The sequence below is a fragment of the Corynebacterium sp. KPL2850 genome, assembly GCF_040225855.1.
GTDB lineage: Bacteria > Actinomycetota > Actinomycetes > Mycobacteriales > Mycobacteriaceae > Corynebacterium.
This window is the reverse complement of record NZ_JBEHFV010000003.1, coordinates 72,964-89,432: the sequence shown is the minus strand read 5'-3', so window position 1 is coordinate 89,432 and position 16,469 is coordinate 72,964. Positions and strand designations below refer to the sequence as shown.

At 59.1% G+C, this 16,469-nt stretch carries 16 protein-coding genes; 4 read left to right on the top strand and 12 right to left on the bottom strand.

The genetic code is table 11. The features are described 5' to 3' along the window. Nucleotides 1-9: 9 nt before the first annotated feature. The 11 genes from recO to hemW all read right to left on the bottom strand — a co-directional run bounded on the left by recO (nucleotide 10) and on the right by hemW (nucleotide 10,650). Complete coding sequence (gene recO, locus ABRP93_RS01830) at nucleotides 10-726, bottom strand: DNA repair protein RecO (RefSeq protein WP_349852878.1); 717 nt, start codon at nucleotides 724-726, stop codon at nucleotides 10-12. Nucleotides 727-732: 6 nt separating this feature from the next. Then, nucleotides 733-1,770, bottom strand: a complete 1,038-nt coding sequence (gene era / locus ABRP93_RS01825) for a GTPase Era (protein WP_023023416.1) — start codon at nucleotides 1,768-1,770, stop codon at nucleotides 733-735. Nucleotides 1,771-1,835: 65 nt separating this feature from the next. Beyond that, entirely contained in the window at nucleotides 1,836-2,063 is a 228-nt protein-coding gene (locus ABRP93_RS01820) for a hypothetical protein (RefSeq protein WP_023023418.1), read from the bottom strand. A gap of 607 nt (nucleotides 2,064-2,670) precedes the next feature. Next, nucleotides 2,671-3,690 (bottom strand): formamidase, encoded by a 1,020-nt coding sequence (locus ABRP93_RS01815; protein ID WP_349886663.1) that lies wholly within the window; start codon nucleotides 3,688-3,690, stop codon nucleotides 2,671-2,673. A 126-nt stretch (nucleotides 3,691-3,816) separates the two neighbouring features. Next, complete coding sequence (pdxY, locus tag ABRP93_RS01810) at nucleotides 3,817-4,665, bottom strand: pyridoxal kinase PdxY (RefSeq protein ID WP_349886662.1); 849 nt, start codon at nucleotides 4,663-4,665, stop codon at nucleotides 3,817-3,819. A 51-nt stretch (nucleotides 4,666-4,716) separates the two neighbouring features. After that, nucleotides 4,717-5,337 carry an rRNA maturation RNase YbeY gene (gene ybeY / locus ABRP93_RS01805; RefSeq protein ID WP_349886660.1) on the bottom strand — a complete coding sequence of 207 codons (621 nt, stop codon included), beginning with the start codon at nucleotides 5,335-5,337 and terminating at the stop codon, nucleotides 4,717-4,719. Next, nucleotides 5,338-6,315, bottom strand: a complete 978-nt coding sequence (locus ABRP93_RS01800) for a PhoH family protein (RefSeq protein WP_349886659.1) — start codon at nucleotides 6,313-6,315, stop codon at nucleotides 5,338-5,340. Nucleotides 6,316-6,325: 10 nt separating this feature from the next. Further along, on the bottom strand, nucleotides 6,326-7,069 hold the full coding sequence (locus ABRP93_RS01795) for a 16S rRNA (uracil(1498)-N(3))-methyltransferase (RefSeq protein WP_349886658.1): 744 nt from the start codon (nucleotides 7,067-7,069) through the stop codon (nucleotides 6,326-6,328). Then, a complete protein-coding gene (gene dnaJ, locus ABRP93_RS01790; RefSeq protein ID WP_349886657.1) occupies nucleotides 7,069-8,226 on the bottom strand; it encodes a molecular chaperone DnaJ in 1,158 nt (385 codons plus the stop codon). The genes ABRP93_RS01795 and dnaJ overlap by 1 nt, the downstream gene beginning before the upstream one ends. 80 nt (nucleotides 8,227-8,306) lie before the next feature. Further along, complete coding sequence (gene hrcA, locus ABRP93_RS01785) at nucleotides 8,307-9,347, bottom strand: heat-inducible transcriptional repressor HrcA (protein WP_023023433.1); 1,041 nt, start codon at nucleotides 9,345-9,347, stop codon at nucleotides 8,307-8,309. Nucleotides 9,348-9,510: 163 nt separating this feature from the next. After that, nucleotides 9,511-10,650 carry a radical SAM family heme chaperone HemW gene (hemW, locus tag ABRP93_RS01780; protein ID WP_349886656.1) on the bottom strand — a complete coding sequence of 380 codons (1,140 nt, stop codon included), beginning with the start codon at nucleotides 10,648-10,650 and terminating at the stop codon, nucleotides 9,511-9,513. 149 nt (nucleotides 10,651-10,799) lie between these two features. On the opposite strand from hemW, the gene ABRP93_RS01775 reads away from it, so the two are divergent. From ABRP93_RS01775 to ABRP93_RS01760, 4 genes are all read left to right on the top strand, one after another. Then, nucleotides 10,800-12,188: a hemolysin family protein gene (locus tag ABRP93_RS01775; protein WP_349886655.1), complete on the top strand. Its 1,389-nt coding sequence runs from the start codon at nucleotides 10,800-10,802 to the stop codon at nucleotides 12,186-12,188. Next, nucleotides 12,188-13,246: a CNNM domain-containing protein gene (locus tag ABRP93_RS01770; RefSeq protein WP_284624370.1), complete on the top strand. Its 1,059-nt coding sequence runs from the start codon at nucleotides 12,188-12,190 to the stop codon at nucleotides 13,244-13,246. Before ABRP93_RS01775 ends, ABRP93_RS01770 begins: the two co-directional genes overlap by 1 nt. A gap of 110 nt (nucleotides 13,247-13,356) precedes the next feature. Then, a complete protein-coding gene (locus ABRP93_RS01765; RefSeq protein WP_349886653.1) occupies nucleotides 13,357-14,511 on the top strand; it encodes a DUF8462 domain-containing protein in 1,155 nt (384 codons plus the stop codon). Between the two features lie 165 nt (nucleotides 14,512-14,676). Beyond that, entirely contained in the window at nucleotides 14,677-15,642 is a 966-nt protein-coding gene (locus tag ABRP93_RS01760) for a hypothetical protein (protein ID WP_349886652.1), read from the top strand. A gap of 128 nt (nucleotides 15,643-15,770) precedes the next feature. On the opposite strand, the gene ABRP93_RS01755 is transcribed toward ABRP93_RS01760, so the two are convergent. Continuing rightward, complete coding sequence (locus ABRP93_RS01755) at nucleotides 15,771-16,451, bottom strand: hypothetical protein (protein ID WP_349886651.1); 681 nt, start codon at nucleotides 16,449-16,451, stop codon at nucleotides 15,771-15,773. Between the last annotated feature and the right edge of the window lie 18 nt (nucleotides 16,452-16,469).

Sequence of the window (16,469 nt, the reverse complement as noted above, 5' to 3'; positions counted from 1 at the left end):
GGCTACAGTTTACTGTTCCATCACCTGTAATGCGGACACATTTCGCTCCATGTGCCACTGCAGGTGCGCCCGCGCTAGCCGATGCCCCTCCTGCCGCTGCGCATTAGTCGGATCCGTCGGGTAGCCATGTGCCAAAAGCCACAAGTGGTGCAGGGTTTCCGGATCCACCTCCGCAGCTCCTGGCGGCCGGCATTCGTGGCAGGCGGCGCCGCCGACGGCCGGGTGAAAGGCATGGTGCGGGCCGGGGCGCTGGCACTGGGCGCAATCAAAAAGGCTCGGTGCCCAGCCGGCATGCGCCATGGCCTGCAATAAGAACGCATCAAGCGTTTGCGTCGGCTCCTCGGTTTGCAGCTGCTCGAGCGTCGCCACCACCGCGTTGTAGAGGTACGGGTCGCCGTCTCCATCCGCGTAGATGAGCCGCTCGGCCGATTCCAAGACCGCACAGGCGGCCGTATAGCGCTCGTAGTCTTCGATGAGGCGCGCACCAAAATAATTCACCGTATCCGCCTGGGAAATCGTGGCCAGGTTCTTTCCTATATACAGCTGGACGTCCAGATTGACGAAGAGCTGCAGCCGCGATCCAAAGCGGGATTTTGCTCGGCGCACGCCCTTGGCCACCGCACGCACCAACCCATGGTTTTGGGTGAGCAGTACGATGACGCGGTCGGCTTCCCCAAAATCATAGGAGCGAATGACCACGGCGCGGTCGCGATAATTTTCGCGCATGGCCTTTTAGAACCCGAGCCTGCCCAGCGACTTGGCATCAGATTGCCAGTTCTTCAGCACCTTGATGCGCAGATCCAGGTACACGTTCTGGCCCAGTAGCTCCATGATTTCCTTGCGGGCATTGCCCACGATGCGGCGGAAACGCAGGCCATCTTTACCCTCGATGATCCGCTTTTGCCCTTGACGCTCCAAGTACATGATGGCGTGAATATCCAGCACTCCCTCACGCGTGCGCGAAGGCAGCATTTCATCAATCTGCACCGCAACCGAGTGTGGTAGCTCTGCCTTCAGGCCAGAGAGCGCAGCCTCACGGATGAGTTCTTCGATGCGCTTTTCTTGCCCCTCATCCGTGATGTGATCATCCGGGTAGAACTTCGGGCCCTCCGGCAAGTGCTCCACGATGACCTGCACCAAGTCATCCAGTTGCACGCCCTTTTTACTAGAAACCGGAATCACCACGGCCTCCGGATCTTCTTGCGCCAAGAGCTCGTGCAAGGCCAAAAGCTGCGCGCCCACCTGGTCCTTAGAGGCTTTATCCAGCTTGGTCACGATGCCGATGATGGGGGTCTTCGGCGCAATCGAGCGCACATTATCCAGGATCCACCGGTCACCCGGACCGATCTTCTCATCAGCAGGAATGGTCAAGCCGATGACATCCACATCCGCATACGTTTCTTTAACCACTTCATTAAGCCGCTCGCCCAACAAGGTGCGGGGGCGGTGCAGACCCGGTGTATCCACCACGACGACCTGTGCGTCCTCGCGGTGAACCAGACCGCGGATGGTGTGGCGGGTCGTTTCCGGCTGGTCCGCGGTAATGGCGATCTTTTGGCCCACCAGCGCGTTGGTCAGCGTGGATTTACCCGTATTCGGGCGGCCCACAAAGGATACGAATCCAGAGCGGAATCCTTCTGGGGTATCCGTGTACTGCGAATAATCTAACGGAGCTGCCTTCTCCCCGGCGGCTTCCGGAGCAGCATCATCGGGGTCATCTGGCAGGCCCTCGAATGCCGCATCAAACTGTGTATCAATGTCAGAACTCATTACCTGCAATGATAACCCACCGCACCAAAATCTCCGATTGTTTCACGCACTAACAAATCTGCAGGCTAAGCTAAGACCGTTCTCTCCTCCTCGGTGTATTTCTCACCGCTTCCTGAAAGACACTCCGCCATGCCAACCAAGTCTCCCCTACTGCTCCTAGGTGCCATCCTCACCATTTCCATTAGTGCTTGTTCATCCCCTGATGCTGGCCCCTCGCCTTCCGAAGAGGAATCCACCAGTACTTCAATCAGTCCATCTTCCAGCTCACCTAGTGCGACCTCATCGAGCAGCATTGCACAATCAACCACGCAAGAGCCCACTACCGAAATCCCAACAGAACCAGAAACCCAAGTAGCAGCTGAGGAGCCAGGTGCACAACCGCAGGCGGCAGCCGCTGAGCCAGAGCTGCTGTATTGCGAAATAGGCCTTGGAGCATTCGGGAAGTTTTCTGATGACTCTTCCCACCAAACCGAACTGTGCAATACCCCTGCACTCCAGCGTTCCATGCGCGCGGAACGAGTATGCGGTGGCCTTAATGGACACTTGCTTTATCCAGACGAATGGCCAGAGCTTTGCAACGGTGGCGCTCCATATTCGGGAACGCCGCAGGGCGGAGCGTCACCAGAATCCTATGACGACGATTCTCTTGCGGAAACGCCCTCGCAGGCACAAGGCCTCTAGAGCTGCGTCTTCAGGCTGTGCCCCGTCGGCTTTTCGCAGATGCTATAGGTCCACTGCTATAACTGAGCATTTTCGCACCTGAAATGTAGCAAATCGCGCTCAGATATACCCGAGGACGTTGACCTTTTGCATTTTCGATCGGCCCAACACCAGCCCGAAGGCCCCGTACCCTCAAAATGTACGAGGGTGCGGGGCCTTCAGTAGCTAATAGCCGTGTACCTATTTCTTGAATTCGTCCGGAAGCGGGCCAAGCTGCGGTCCGTCCGGATAGTACTTCCAGCCGTCCTTAATACGGACATCGTCGGACCACGGTAGTTTGTACTCGCCCTTGGCGAGGTCTTCTACCCAGGTGAGGTAGTTTTCGGTCTTTCCGCCTGGGGAACCAACGTAGCCGCGGTTGCCCAAGTTGAAGATGTTGTTTTCTAGGCCCCAGTTGATGCGCGCCTTATCGGCCAGCGCTGGGAAGACCTCTGCAGTGACGATTTCGCCCGGGTTGCGGTGCCCCTCAGAAATCATGTGGCCGTCGTAGTTGCAGACATTGCCTTCACCGAAGTAGTAGAAGACCTGGTCATAGCCCGCCAAGTTCACCGATGCCGTGTACATCAGGTTCTGGAAGGCGTTGGTCTTGTTGGTCATGATCCACTGGTCTTGGGTCTGGGTAGAATAACCCGAGATGCGGATGTAGACATTGGCACCCTTATACGCTGCTTCGCGGGCGAGCTCTGGGAACATGCCATCGTGGCAGATATTGACCGCGAGCTTGGAGCCCTTGGGGCCATCGCATACCGGCATACCCAAGTCACCCGGGTACCACGGCTCGATGGGGGTCCATGGCTGCAGCTTGCGATAGTGCAACGCAATCTCGCCGTCGGAGTTGATGATGATCGCAGTATTGAACGGCGGCTTTCCTTCCTCATGGTTGGGTTCCATGATGGAGAAGACGCCCCAGACGTCGTTGTCCTTACAAGCCTGCTTGTACTGGTCCACCTTGGGGTCATCGAGCCCGATGAGGAATTCATCGTAGGACCAAATCTTGGTGTTCAATCCCGAAGAGGAGTATTCCGGAAAGACGATGAGATCCAGGTCTGGGTAGCCGGCCTTGGTCGAGGCAACCATGCGGCAGATTTCATCGACGTTTGCTTGAACGTCTTCTGGGGTATTGACTACAGGAACTGGGTACTGGATGAGGGCCATTAACAGGCCGTCTGGGGATGCGCTGATGCTTCCGGTGCTGGACAAGACGGGACTCCAATCGCGTCGTTGATTAAGTTACACCTATCACTTTATAGGTATTCGCCAAGTTATGCACCAAAATTGCGGTTTACTTGTCTCGAATTACAGACCGCATCCCCCTTCAGGGCAGCTTTATAGCTCCTCCGCCTGGAACTGCATACTCGGGTGGGCGAAGGCGTCCTGGGCCTGGATGAGCTGCAGCTCAGTGGATTCTGCTTCATACGTCGTGCGCAGAAGCTCGTAAACGGAAGATGCGGTGCGGCGCAGCGACTCTTTCACGTCATGCGTTTCAACGTAGTGGCCAGTAAACAGCGCCGCGGTCACGTCACCAGAACCGTTGCGCTTAACCGGCAACAGCGGGGTCGAGAGCAAGAAAGCGCGCTCACCATCGACGGCGAGCATCTCAATCTGATCCGCTGGGGTTTCCGGGCGTTTTACGGAGGTAACCAATACCGTCTTCGGCCCCATTTCCTGCGCTTTCTTCACCGCAGCCAGGGTCTGGTCCAAGGTGCTGACCTCGGTATCGGTCAGATAGCCCAGCTCGAATTGGTTTGGCGTGATGATATCGGCAACGGGCACCACGCGGTCGCGCAGCAGCGGCGGAATGTCATCAGAAACGAAACAGCCCGACTTCGCATTACCCATCACGGGGTCGCAAGCGTACAGCGCCTCGGGGTTGACGGCCTTGATGCGGCGGACGGTGTCCACGATGGCATCGGCAATGTCGGAGCCACCCTGGTAACCGGAAAGGATGGCGTCGATGCCTTCAAAAGCACCGCGCTTTTCGATGCCATCGATGATCGACGTGACATCACTGGCCGGAATCATCGGTCCGCCCCAGTCACCGTATCCGGTGTGGTTGGAGAAGTTCACCGTGTGCACGGGCCACACCTCGTGGCCGGCGCGCTGGAGAGGAAAGACGGCCGCGGAATTTCCCACGTGGCCGTAGGTGACATGAGACTGGATGGAAAGGATAGTCATAGCTATCCATTGTGCTACTGACTGTGCACAGAGACAAAGGAAGGGGCGAAATTATTCTTGGGGTTCCTCGTCGCGTGGTTCCCCGATGGCAGGAATTCCGCCACCAGGCACCTGCTCATCAAGGCGTGCTCGCTCGGCAGCATCGGGAAAGGCCTTCGGGCCCGAGGGCTTTGGTTGGTAGCTCTTCCCGCGTGCGGCGAGGTCGTCGTACCAATCCGCCAGCAGTTCATTCTGCCGGGCAAACATTTCCTTTTCCTCCGCCGCGGTGGCGTGATCGTAGCCCAACAAGTGCAGGCAACCGTGCACCGTCAATAGCGCGAGCTCGTGGCCGAGCGAATGCCCGGCGGCATCGGCCTGGCGCAGGGCGAACTCGGGGCATAAGACGATATCGCCAAGCATGGCAGGCCCCGGATCGGCGGCATCGGGGCGCCCGCCACCAGAAGTGGCGCCGGGGGTAAGTTCATCCATGGGAAAGCTCATCACATCGGTAGGGCCTTCCAAGTCCATCCAGCGGATGTGCAGATCCTCGATGGATTTCAGGTCCACGCAGGTAATGGTGCATTCCGCATCGGGATTGATGTCCATTGCGCCGAAGGAATAGGAGGCGACATCGATCAGCATCTCCTCGTTGACACCATCAAACCCCGACTCATTGAGAAACTCGATACTCACTTATTCCCCCTCATATTCCGCAGCGTTTTTATTATCAAAGGAATCATAGGCATCCACGATGCGGCCCACCAGCTGGTGGCGCACCACGTCTTGGGCGCTGAGATCCGCAAAGTGGATATCGTCCACGTTATTGAGAATCCGCCGCACAATACGCAGGCCGGACACCTGGCCGCGCGGAAGATCCACCTGGGAGATATCGCCGGTGACCACGATGGTGGAACCAAAGCCCAGGCGGGTCAAAAACATCTTCATCTGCGCCGGCGTGGTGTTTTGCGCCTCATCAAGGATGACGAAAGCATCATTGAGCGTGCGACCGCGCATATACGCCAGCGGGGCGACCTCGATAATGCCGGCATCCATCAGCTTGGGGATCATCTCTGGATCGAGCATGTCCCGCAGCGCGTCATAAAGCGGGCGCAGATACGGGTCAATCTTGTCATTGAGCGTACCCGGCAAAAAGCCCAGGTTTTCGCCCGCCTCGACCGCGGGACGGGTAAGGATGATGCGCGAGACCTGCTTATTTTGCAGGGCCTGCACGGCCTTCGCCACCGCCAGATAGGTCTTGCCTGAACCGGCCGGGCCAATGCCAAAGACCACCGTATTATTGTCGATGGCCTGCACGTATTCAGACTGCCCCACGGTCTTGGGGCGGATCGACTTGCCGCGGCGCTTGACGATGTCCGCCGCCATCGCCGCTGCCACCGACTGCGGCGCCTCTACGGCGACCATGTCCATGGTGTGCTTGACCGTATCGGTGGATACGGCATGGCCGCGCCTAGCGATGGCTTCGAGCTCGTCGAGGATCTTCGCCGCGCGGGCTACCTCGTAATCGGGGCCGGTGACGGTGACAATATTGCCGCGGGCAAAAAGGTCCGCATCGAGGCGGTCATTGAGCACGCGGAGGTTATCGTCCGCGCTGCCCAATACGCTGCTGACATACGCGGAATCGATCTCACATTTCTTGGTGATGATAGGCACGTCTAATAGGCTACCAGCGCTCAGTCCGCATGCCGATAGCCGCCAAGGCCACCATCGCCGCGCTGGCGGTGCGCAAAACCTCCGGGCCCAATTTGATGGGAACGGCCCCGGCCTCGCGCAGCGTTGCCAGCTCTTCTTCCCCGATTCCGCCTTCGGGGCCAACCAAGAGGAAGACCTCGCCGTGCAAGCCCACCTCCCGGATGGATTCGGTGGCTTCCTCGTGCAAGACCAGCACGCTCGCTGATTCTGCGCGCTCTGCCAGCTCCGCAACCAACTGGCGGGTAGTCAGCGGGCCGCGAACCTGCGGGATGCGGTCTCGCCGGGATTGCTTTGCGGCCGCTTCGGCCGCGGCCTGCCATTTGGTTATGGCCTTCGGCGCCTTCTTCCCGTCCCACTTAGCCACGCAGCGATCCGCCTGCCAGGCGATGATCTCATCCGCCCCAGCTTGGGTAGCTAGGTCAACGGCTAGCTCGGCGCGCTCGGATTTGGGGATCGCCTGCACCACGGTTACCCGCGGATTCGGCTCCGGAATCTGGGTAACGGACTCGACGATGCCGCTCAAGTGGTCCTTGCCCGAGGTCTCGGTGACGGTGAGGGTAAGGCGGATTCCGGTGCCATCGATAAGCGCCAGCTTCTCCCCCTGCTGCATCCGCTTGACCGTCACGGCGTGGCGCGCCTCGGACCCAGACAGCGTGATGCTGTCTCCGGCCTCGGCGGCGGAGAGATCCGGGTGGATGAAGACGGGCAGTGACATTAGCGGCGGAACTTATCGCGCAGGCGGGTAAAGAAGGAGTCTTCCTGCCCGTCGCTGGCGGTGCGCACGCGGGCGCCCTCATCGCGGGTATTGCGGATCTTTTCCAGCGCCTCGCGGCTCTTGCGGTCCAGATCCTTGGGGACGACCACATCCACATGGGCAAAGAGGCTGCCGTAACCATCGGTGCGCAGGCGTGGCATGCCCGCGCCTTCGACCTTGATGGACTCGCCCGGCTGGGTGCCCGGCTCGATATCGATGGTGAGCTCTTCGCCGTTGAGCTGGTCGATGGTGAAGTTGGTGCCCAGGGCAGCATCGATCATCGGCACGTGCACGGTGACGTTCAGGTCATCCGCATTGCGCTGGAAAACCTCGTGTTCTTGGGTGTGTACCTCCACGTAAAGGTCACCTGCGGGCCCGCCGCCGTGGCCAACCTCGCCCTGGGAGGCCATGCGGATGCGCATGCCATCGTTGATGCCGGCCGGGATGGACACCGTAAGGTCGCGACGCTTTTTCACGCGGCCATCGCCGGCGCACTGGTTGCAGGGATCCTCAATGATTTCGCCAAACCCCTGGCACTTCGGGCACGGGCGGCTGGTCATCACGTTGCCCAAGAAGCTGCGCTGCATCTCCTGGATTTCACCCATACCGTTGCAGTTATCGCAGGTAACGGGCTTGGACTTAGAGTTCGATCCGGTGCCGCCGCAGGAATCACACAGCACCGCGGTATCGACGGTGACCTTCTTCTTCAGGCCGGTATAGGCCTCTTCAAGGGTAATGCGGGTGCGCAGGAGGGCGTCGTTACCGGGCTGCACGCGCGACTTAGGCCCGCGGGATCCGCCGCCGGCGCCACCGCCGAAGAACTCGGCGAAGATATCGCCCAAGCCACCGCCGCCGAAGCCGCTAAATCCGCCGGCGCCAGCGCCACCACCGCCGCCTTGCTCCATGGGATCGCCGCCCATATCGACGATCTGGCGCTTTTGCGGATCCAGCAAAACTTCTTGGGCTACCGAGGCCTCGCGAAATTTCTCCGCCGCTGCCTCATCATCCGGGTTCACATCCGGGTGATACTTGCGGGCCAGCTTGCGGTACGCCTTCTTAATTTCCTGGTCCGTTGCGTCCTTATCAACACCGAGGATGCCGTAATAGTCACGAGCCACTGTTAGAGATATTCCTTCTCGATCGTCTTGTTGGTATTACCTTGAAAAAATTTATGTAGCGACCGGCTAGTCTACTCGCACTACTCGCCGGCCAAAATTTCACTCACGTATTGTGCAACAGCAGAGACCTTAGAGATTGTTCCCGAATAGTCCATAAACGTCGGCCCCACCACACCAAGGCCGCCAAGCGTCGCCGCCTGTCCCCCGGTTCCAAAACCATACCCTGCGGCAACGACGGAGGCATCGCGCAGTTGATCCTCTTCGTTTTCGTCTCCAATCACCACGGAAACATTGCCCAGATCCGGCACCCGCGCCAGAAGTTTCAATACGACGACTTGTTCTTCTAAGGCCTCGATAATTTTGGGCAGGCCTTCTGGGAATTCGCGGGCGACGCGGGTGAGGTTGGAGGTGCCCGCCATAATCAGGCGATCGGAAGGTTGTTCCACCAAGGTTTCAATGAGCGTGGTCGCCACCTTGAGCACGTGGTGGCGGATATCCAGCGGGGCGTCATCGACGAGGTGGGCGAGCTCCACGGAGGCATCAGTAAGCGTCTTGCCCACCAACGCATTATTGACGATGTCCCGAAGGCGATACGTCTGATCCTGGTCAATGACCTCATCTAGTTCCACGTTGCGTTGATCCACGCGGCCGTTATCCGTAATCAGCACCAGCAGCACCCGCACCGGAGATAGCGTGACGACCTCGCAGTGCTTGACGCGCGAGACCTTCAAATTGGGCAGCTGCACCACGGCCGCCTGCTCGGTGACCTGGGCCAAAAGCTGCACGGAGCGGCGCAGCACATCTTCGAGGTCTACCCCGCCTTCCAGGAAATTCAGCATCGCCTTGCGCTCCGGGGTAGAAAGCGGCTTAACCTCGTGCAGAGAATCAACGAACTGCCGGTAGCCCTGCTGCGTGGGAACGCGCCCAGAACTGGCATGCTGCTGCGAAATCAACCCTTGGGATTCCAGCACGGCCATATCATTGCGGATGGTCGCGGAAGAAACGCCCAGCCGGTAACGCTCTACCAGCGTTTTAGAACCAACAGGTTCCTGGGAGGCAATGTAATCCGCAACGATGGCCCGCAGGACCTCCTTGCGGCGGGCATCAGTTGAGGTGGACACTTCAAGTGCTCCTATTCTCTGCGGGTTTGTTTAAGTCGATGTACCGGCGTCTCTCTATAAATACAGCGTAAATCCAGTGCCAATCTTAAAAGTCTAACAAGAATAAGCCCGAATAAGGGGTTTTGGTGGTTCAGGGGAAAATATAAGAACTTTCTGACGGCGGCTAGGACTCTTCGGCGATGAGGAGATCGGAGACGATGCCATCGGCAAGCAGGCGCCCAGGCTTGGTCACGCGCACGCGCTGGCCGGCGCGCTCGAGCAGGCCGCGGTCGATGAAGTCCTCCAATGCCGGGGCAGCGTGGGCATCGAGCCAGGATTCTGGGATGCCCTCGCGCAGGCGCAGGCCGAGCATCACCTTTTCCATGTGGCGATCGGCACCCGTCAGGGTTTCGCTGTCTTTAATGGGCAGCTCACCCTTTCCTATCGTTTGGATATAGCGGTTGGGGTGCTTGACGTTATAAAAGCGCTCGTCGCCTAAGTGGGAGTAGGCACCGGGACCTGCGCCCCACCAGTTGCCGTCCACCCAGTAGATGCGGTTGTGCTCGCATTCGCCGCCGGGCAGCGACCAATTGGAGACCTCGTACCACTCAAAGCCGGCGTCCTCGAGGGCCGTAGAAATCATTTCGTAGCGCCGGGCCAGCACGTCTTCATCTGGGGCGGGCAGTAGCCCCTTATTGACCTTGCGGGCCATGCGGGTGCCGTCTTCCACGATGAGGGAGTACGCGCTGACGTGGTCGACGCCGGTCTCGAGCACGCGGTCCAAGGTCTCGCGGACGTTATCGTCGGTTTCGGTGGGCGTGCCGTAAATCATGTCGAGGTTGACGTGTTGGAAACCGGCAGCACGGGCTTCGCGCGTGGCGTCAAACGCACGTCCAGGGGTGTGGGCGCGCTCGAGCACCTGGAGCACGCTGTGCGAGGCAGACTGCATGCCGAGGCTGATGCGGTTAAAGCCGGCATCGGCAAGCGCGGCAAAGTACTCCGGCGAGGTGGACTCCGGATTGGACTCGGTGGTGACCTCCGCGCCTGGGGTTAGGCCAAAGGTAGAACGCACCGTGTCCAGGATGCGGCTCAGGCCCTGGCCTCCCAAGAGCGAGGGCGTGCCACCGCCGATGAAGACCGTATCCGCGGTGCGCCCCACGCGGCCAGCCGCCATCTCCAACTCCTTGTCCAGGGCGTCGAGGTACGGGCCAGTGAGATCGCGCGGGCTGCCCAACTCGCCGGGGGTATAGGTATTGAAATCGCAATAGCCGCAGCGGGTGGCGCAAAAGGGAACGTGGATATACAGCCCGAATGGTTCAGTCATGAATCAAACCCTAATAGGAGGGGAACAAAATGGCCGAAATGGGTGTTAAACATGTAGTATATTGCCAACTTCCCGCGTATAGAAAGGTACCTTCAGTGGAGCCTCCCAGTCGATGTCCCCGCCACCTTATAGGCGGTGGGGAGTAACTCATGTTATCGGCTATTTTGATGATCCTGGCAGGCTTTGTCGTCATCGGAATCATCATCGTCGCGAACGCTTATTTCGTGGCGCAAGAGTTTTCATTCATGTCTGTGGACCGCACCCAATTGCGGTCCATGGCCGCTGAAGGTGATAAATCCGCCCAGCGCGCGCTCGACATCACCAAGCGCACCTCTTTCATGCTCTCCGGCGCGCAGCTCGGCATCACCATTACCGGCCTGCTCATTGGTTATGTGGCAGAGCCCCTAGTGGGCCAAGGCCTGGGCGTGCTGCTCGGCGGCGTGGGCATTCCCACCGGCGTATCCGTGGCTATCGGCACCATCGCAGCGCTGTTTATTTCCACCATCGCCACGATGCTTTTCGCGGAGCTTTTCCCCAAGAACTACACCATCGCCGCGCCCATGAAAACGGCGCTGCGCCTGGCGGCGTCCACGCAGTGGTACCTGCGCATTTTCGGCTGGCTCATCCGCTTCTTTGAGTTCTCCTCCAACGCGATTTTGAAGCTATTTCGCATCGAGCCGGTAGAAGACGTCGATTCTTCTGCTACTGCCGATGACCTCGAGTCCATCGTCGATTCCTCGCACGAAACCGGCGTTTTGGATGAGGATACTTATATGGTCTTGGACCGTTTGCTCGACTTTCCCGAGCACGACGTCGAGCACGCCATGATCCCCCGCTCCCGCGTGGACGTGATCGACCCAGGCACCACCTTGGGTGAGGTGCGCGAATTGATGTCTGAAAACCACACGCGCTACCCCGTCATCGATGATGAGCACAATCCCATCGGCGTGGTGCATCTTTTCGATGTCTTGGGCTCCGATCTCCCTGCTGCCACTAGCGCTACTGCCATCATGCGCGAGCCCTTGGTAGTTCCGGAGCTTATGCCGCTTCCCGATGTCGTCGATGAACTGCGCGGCGAAGAACAAAAGCTGGCCTGCGTCATCGATGAGTACGGCGGATTTGTCGGCATCGTCACCATGGAGGACTTGGCCGAAGAGATCTTGGGCGATGTCACCGATGAGCACGATATCGAGGAAACCGAAGAAATCACCGAGCAGGACGAATCCCACTGGCTGGTGGATGGCGATACGCCGCTGGATGAAATCGAGCGCGCCATTGGCCACGATCTTCCGGAGGGCGATTTTGAAACCATCGCCGGCCTGCTCATCGCACATGCCGGCGCCCTGCCAGAGGTAGGCGAGGTCCACACCATCGACCTAGAGGCCGAGCCGGACGACTGGGTGGATCAGGACGAAGCACCGACTCGCTCCATTCGCATGCGCGTGGATGACGTAGACCGCCACGTGCCATCCTCCCTGGCCATCGAGCTTATTGAGGACTACGTTCATGACAGCGAAGAAGAAGAGGAGGAGGCATAATGACCGATACGTGGTGGTTCAACCTCATCGTCACGCTGCTCATTATTGCGGCTTCCGGCTTCTTCGTGGTCATCGAGTTTTCCCTCATGGGCTCGCGCCGCAACCGGCTTGAAGAAAACGCGGAATCCTCGCGCACCGCCCGCGCCGGCCTGCGCTCGCTCAATGAGCTGACCATCATGCTGGCGGGCGCGCAATTGGGCATTACTGCTGCCACCTTCGTGCTCGGCGCCGTGACCAAGCCCTGGGTCCATCACCTCCTGATGACCCCGCTAGAGGCCCTTGGCCTGCCGCTGGGCATTGCCGATGTCGCCAGCTTCATCCTCGCGCTATTCATCGTCACCTTCCTACACTTGGTGCTGGGTGAAATGGCGCCCAAGTCCTGGGCCATCGCCCACCCAGAATCTGCCCTGCAGGTCATTGCCATCCCCGCCCGCGGATTCGTGTGGGTCTTCCGTCCGCTGTTGAAGTGGATTAACACGATGGCCAATAAGTTGGTGGCCATGACGGGTGAGGAACCGGTCGACCGCGCCGGCGCTGCCGGCTACGATGCCGAGACGCTGCGCACCTTGGTCGAGCACTCCCGCGAGACCGGCGCGCTTGACGATAATTCCGCCAACCAGATTTCCGATGTCATCGAGCTCGAGAACTCCACGGTGGGCGCCATGGCGCGCGCCCACGGCTCCGAAGTTGTGCCCCTGCCTTCCGATGCCACGGTGGAACAGCTCCAAGAGCTCGTCCTGCGCAAAAACATCATGCGCGTGCTCGTCTTCCCCAAGGATTCCCGCGTGCCCCGCGTGGTGCACGTACGCGATACCCTCATGGCGGATCCCGATACCCCCGTCCTCGAATTCTCCCGCGCCCCGATCTCCGTCTCTTCCGCCACCACCGTGCAAAAGACGCTCGATCACATGCGCGCCCGCAATGAGCAGCTCGTGGTCGTAGGCAAAGCGGACAAAGACAAGGCCGTGTGGATCCTTACCTGGGATGACATCATGGGCCAGCTGTGGCCGCAGATTACCGAGCAGCTGGACAAGGTCACCCCTCCCCCTGCGGTATAGCGTCCTCACCGAAACCAACCAGTCCCGTTGGTTTCGGTACCTAATAGTTTTATAAACAAAATTCAAAAGATAAACAAGCGTACACAAGCGCGGTGTTTTACACTTGAGCTATGACCCACCGGAAGAATCCGTTTACCGCCACGCTTGGAGCCACGCCTCCCTACCTAGCTGGCCGTAAAGACTCCATTGAGGAGTTCGCTTATGCCTTGGACGATGGCCCCGGATCCCATGAACGTATTTCTCTCGTCGTGGGTCCGCGCGGTATCGGCAAGACGGTGTTGCTCAATGCTTTCGAAGACACCGCGTCAGATCGCGGTTGGCGCATCCTTAATGACACGGCATCTGCCGGTTTTGCAGAGCGGCTCCGAGCTGAAATTATTAATACCCTTCAACTCAACCGCACAGCGCTAAAAGGTTTCAACCTGCACCTTTTTCAATTAGGCATAGGGATGGAATGGGATCCAAGGACATTATCCGTGGAATCCTATCCCTTAAGAAGGGCTTTGAAAGACCTCCTCCATGCGCAGCGCGAACTCGACCGGATTTCCCACGGCGAGCCCACCGGGGTGCTCATTACGTTGGATGAAATGCACCACCAGCGCAGTGATGAGGTCATCGATTTTGGTGCTACCATCCAGCACCTCGTGCGAGAAGGGGAAAATATTGCCGTGGTCATGGCAGGGATCCCTTCCTCGATTAAACCGCTTTTAGCCAGCCAGGATGACTCTAATCCTGTCACTTTTCTCCGCCGTGCGAACCGTATTGAATTGGACCGAGTGGCGGATACGGACGTCCGGAAGGCACTCAAGGCTCCCGTAGAAGAAACAGAGGTTAATTGGGACAAGGACGCGCTGAAATCTGCCGTATCCGCTTGCCAGGGATACCCCTTTATGATTCAGCTCGTCGGCCTATGGGCTTTCCGCCACCGAACAGACAATACGATTTCGGTGGAAGCTGCGCAGGAAGGCATTTCCAAAGCACGACGAAAGCTAGGGCAGCTAGTCCATGAGCCCGCCCTAGCGGAGCTTTCCCCCATCGATCGGACATTCCTGCTCCATATGGCGCAAGACAATGGCCCCTCATCCATGAGTGATATCACGGCCCGCCTAGGAAAAAGCTCGCAATATGCATCCAATTACCGCCGCCGCTTGCTTGACTCGGAACTAATCGAGATACCAGCCAGTGGCCAAGTAGACTTTGCCCTGCCCTACCTTCGAGATTATTTGCGCGAGCATGCCGCTAGCTTGGTAATCGATTCGTACTAATCAAGCTCAGTCGCACAACCCACCAATAGCGCGGGTGTGGATAACTTAAGCTCGTGGCGCCACTCGAGCACCACGGTTCACACTTAGTGAAGATTCAACGAGAACTCCACAGCCTCGCGCGCATTCGGGCAGCAGGCATCGTGCGCCTCATATGTGCTCGGGGTCATGAGCAAAGCACTAACTAATATTCCTTCCATCCGGCACAACCATCCCACCTTCGGCCGCGACCTCGATAACGGCACCTACCTCAAGCTCGCGCCCCGCATCGCGGTACACCGCGACCATTACCACGGTTTGAGCCTATCCTCCCAGCTGCGCCTGCGCGCCATCGCCGCCGCCCGCAGCGCTTATACCGCGGTGCTCATCTCTAAGTCCGCCGCCCGCGTCCACGGGCTATGGGTGCTTGCCTCCGCGGAAGAAAAGGTGGAAATGGCCCTTCCCCATAACTCTTTACCCAATAAAGATCGGCGCCATCCAGAACGCATGTACCGCAAAACGAAATTACCCGAACCGATGCTGGTGCATGGCTCCCGCACCGTTTCGCCAGCCCGAGCTGTGATCGATATCGCCCGATTCCACGGTTTTCGCGAAGGCCTCATTGCCGCCGACTCTGCCTTGCGGGCAGGGATAACGAAGAAGAAACTCAGGCAGGAGTTCGCGCGGATGGGCAGGGTGCGCAATAGCGCGGTCGTCCGGGACGTGATCCACCACAGCTGCGCCGCCTCCCCGTCTCCCCATGCCTCCTTTGCCCGCGCCCTGCTCATCCAGGCGGATTTTCCGTGGCCAATGTTTTTCGAGGTTCAGTACACTGCCCTTCCCGGCATTACCGCGGAGTTGTGTATCAATAAGACCTACATCATCGACATCACTGAACCGAACGATGACCATACGGCCGGGGCCTCTTCCACAGCCGTTGGGCGGCCAGACGACGCCGCGGCCACCACGATGCCAACGAAGCCGCGGGACCAAACCGGCCAATCCCGCGAAAAGCGCCTGCACGATGCGGGTTTTACCGTCATACGATTTTCCCCGCGTCAGTTAGTACAGCACCCGGAACGCTTCATCACTGAGGTCACTGCCACTATCTCTGCGCGCCAGAACGCGGTACGCACCCAGTGGTCTCGCCGCTGAATTCTCACTGGCACCGGAGATTTCGGCAGGTTCGCGGGATGGTCATTTACAAATGAAACGGCCACCGAGAGAGGGAATCTCGGTGGCCGCTAAAATCCCCTTGCTTTAAGCAAGGAAGTCTAAAGTAGCTATGCAGTTGTGGCCCGGCGGGCTGCCTCGCGCTTGGCGCGGACTTTTTCTACGACCGCGGCAATGCGGGCGCGTTCTTCTAGGAATTGCGGCGGGTTATGCCCGCGCATGGAGCGCACGTACGCTGGGTGCGTATCGAGCACGGTGTGCTTCCAGGCTTGCACGGCAATGAGCGCGGATTCCCCGGTGCACTTATAAAGGTGCGGCAGGGACACCATGTCGAGGTTGCGGGCGACGGCATCGGTTTGCGCCAGCACGTACTCCACGACCTCGCGGAGGTAATCTGCTACCGCCTGCGTGCGCTGGCGCAGCGCTTCTGCCAGTTCGTGCACGACGATGGGCTTGGCAATGGGATAGCTCTCGTCCAATAGGCGCGGGGTGAGCTGCTCCGGCTCCTCCGCATCATTCGCGCCGGAGGGAGCGGCAGAGATGGTTCCTGAACGCACACCGGACACCAGCGCTTGGCGAAGCCCAATTAGCTCACCCACGCAGCGGCCCGAGTCCACGCGGGCATCGTCGACAATATCGCCGAGTTCTGCCAGGCAATCCATGGACAGTTCCTCATCCCAATCCTCGATTGCTTCAATGAGGTGCTCGAGGTATTCCGCGACTTCGTCGCCGATATTATAAATCTCCTGGGTGAGCTCGCGGTGACGCAGCTCGGCGGCGATCTTCTGCATAGGCTTCGAGCCACTCCT

Bases quoted from the DNA above. Each gene is read 5' to 3' on its own strand.
- recO (WP_349852878.1), bottom strand. From the start codon at position 726: ATGCGCGAAAATTATCGCGACCGCGCCGTGGTCATTCGCTCCTATGAT.
- era (WP_023023416.1), bottom strand. From the start codon at position 1,770: ATGAGTTCTGACATTGATACACAGTTTGATGCGGCATTCGAGGGCCTG.
- ABRP93_RS01820 (WP_023023418.1), bottom strand. From the start codon at position 2,063: ATGCTGCTCGATGAGGTCGCACTAGGTGAGCTGGAAGATGGACTGATT.
- pdxY (WP_349886662.1), bottom strand. From the start codon at position 4,665: ATGACTATCCTTTCCATCCAGTCTCATGTCACCTACGGCCACGTGGGA.
- ABRP93_RS01795 (WP_349886658.1), bottom strand. From the start codon at position 7,069: ATGTCACTGCCCGTCTTCATCCACCCGGATCTCTCCGCCGCCGAGGCC.
- hemW (WP_349886656.1), bottom strand. From the start codon at position 10,650: ATGACTGAACCATTCGGGCTGTATATCCACGTTCCCTTTTGCGCCACC.
- ABRP93_RS01775 (WP_349886655.1), top strand. From the start codon at position 10,800: ATGTTATCGGCTATTTTGATGATCCTGGCAGGCTTTGTCGTCATCGGA.
- ABRP93_RS01770 (WP_284624370.1), top strand. From the start codon at position 12,188: ATGACCGATACGTGGTGGTTCAACCTCATCGTCACGCTGCTCATTATT.
- ABRP93_RS01765 (WP_349886653.1), top strand. From the start codon at position 13,357: ATGACCCACCGGAAGAATCCGTTTACCGCCACGCTTGGAGCCACGCCT.
- ABRP93_RS01760 (WP_349886652.1), top strand. From the start codon at position 14,677: ATGAGCAAAGCACTAACTAATATTCCTTCCATCCGGCACAACCATCCC.
- ABRP93_RS01755 (WP_349886651.1), bottom strand. From the start codon at position 16,451: ATGCAGAAGATCGCCGCCGAGCTGCGTCACCGCGAGCTCACCCAGGAG.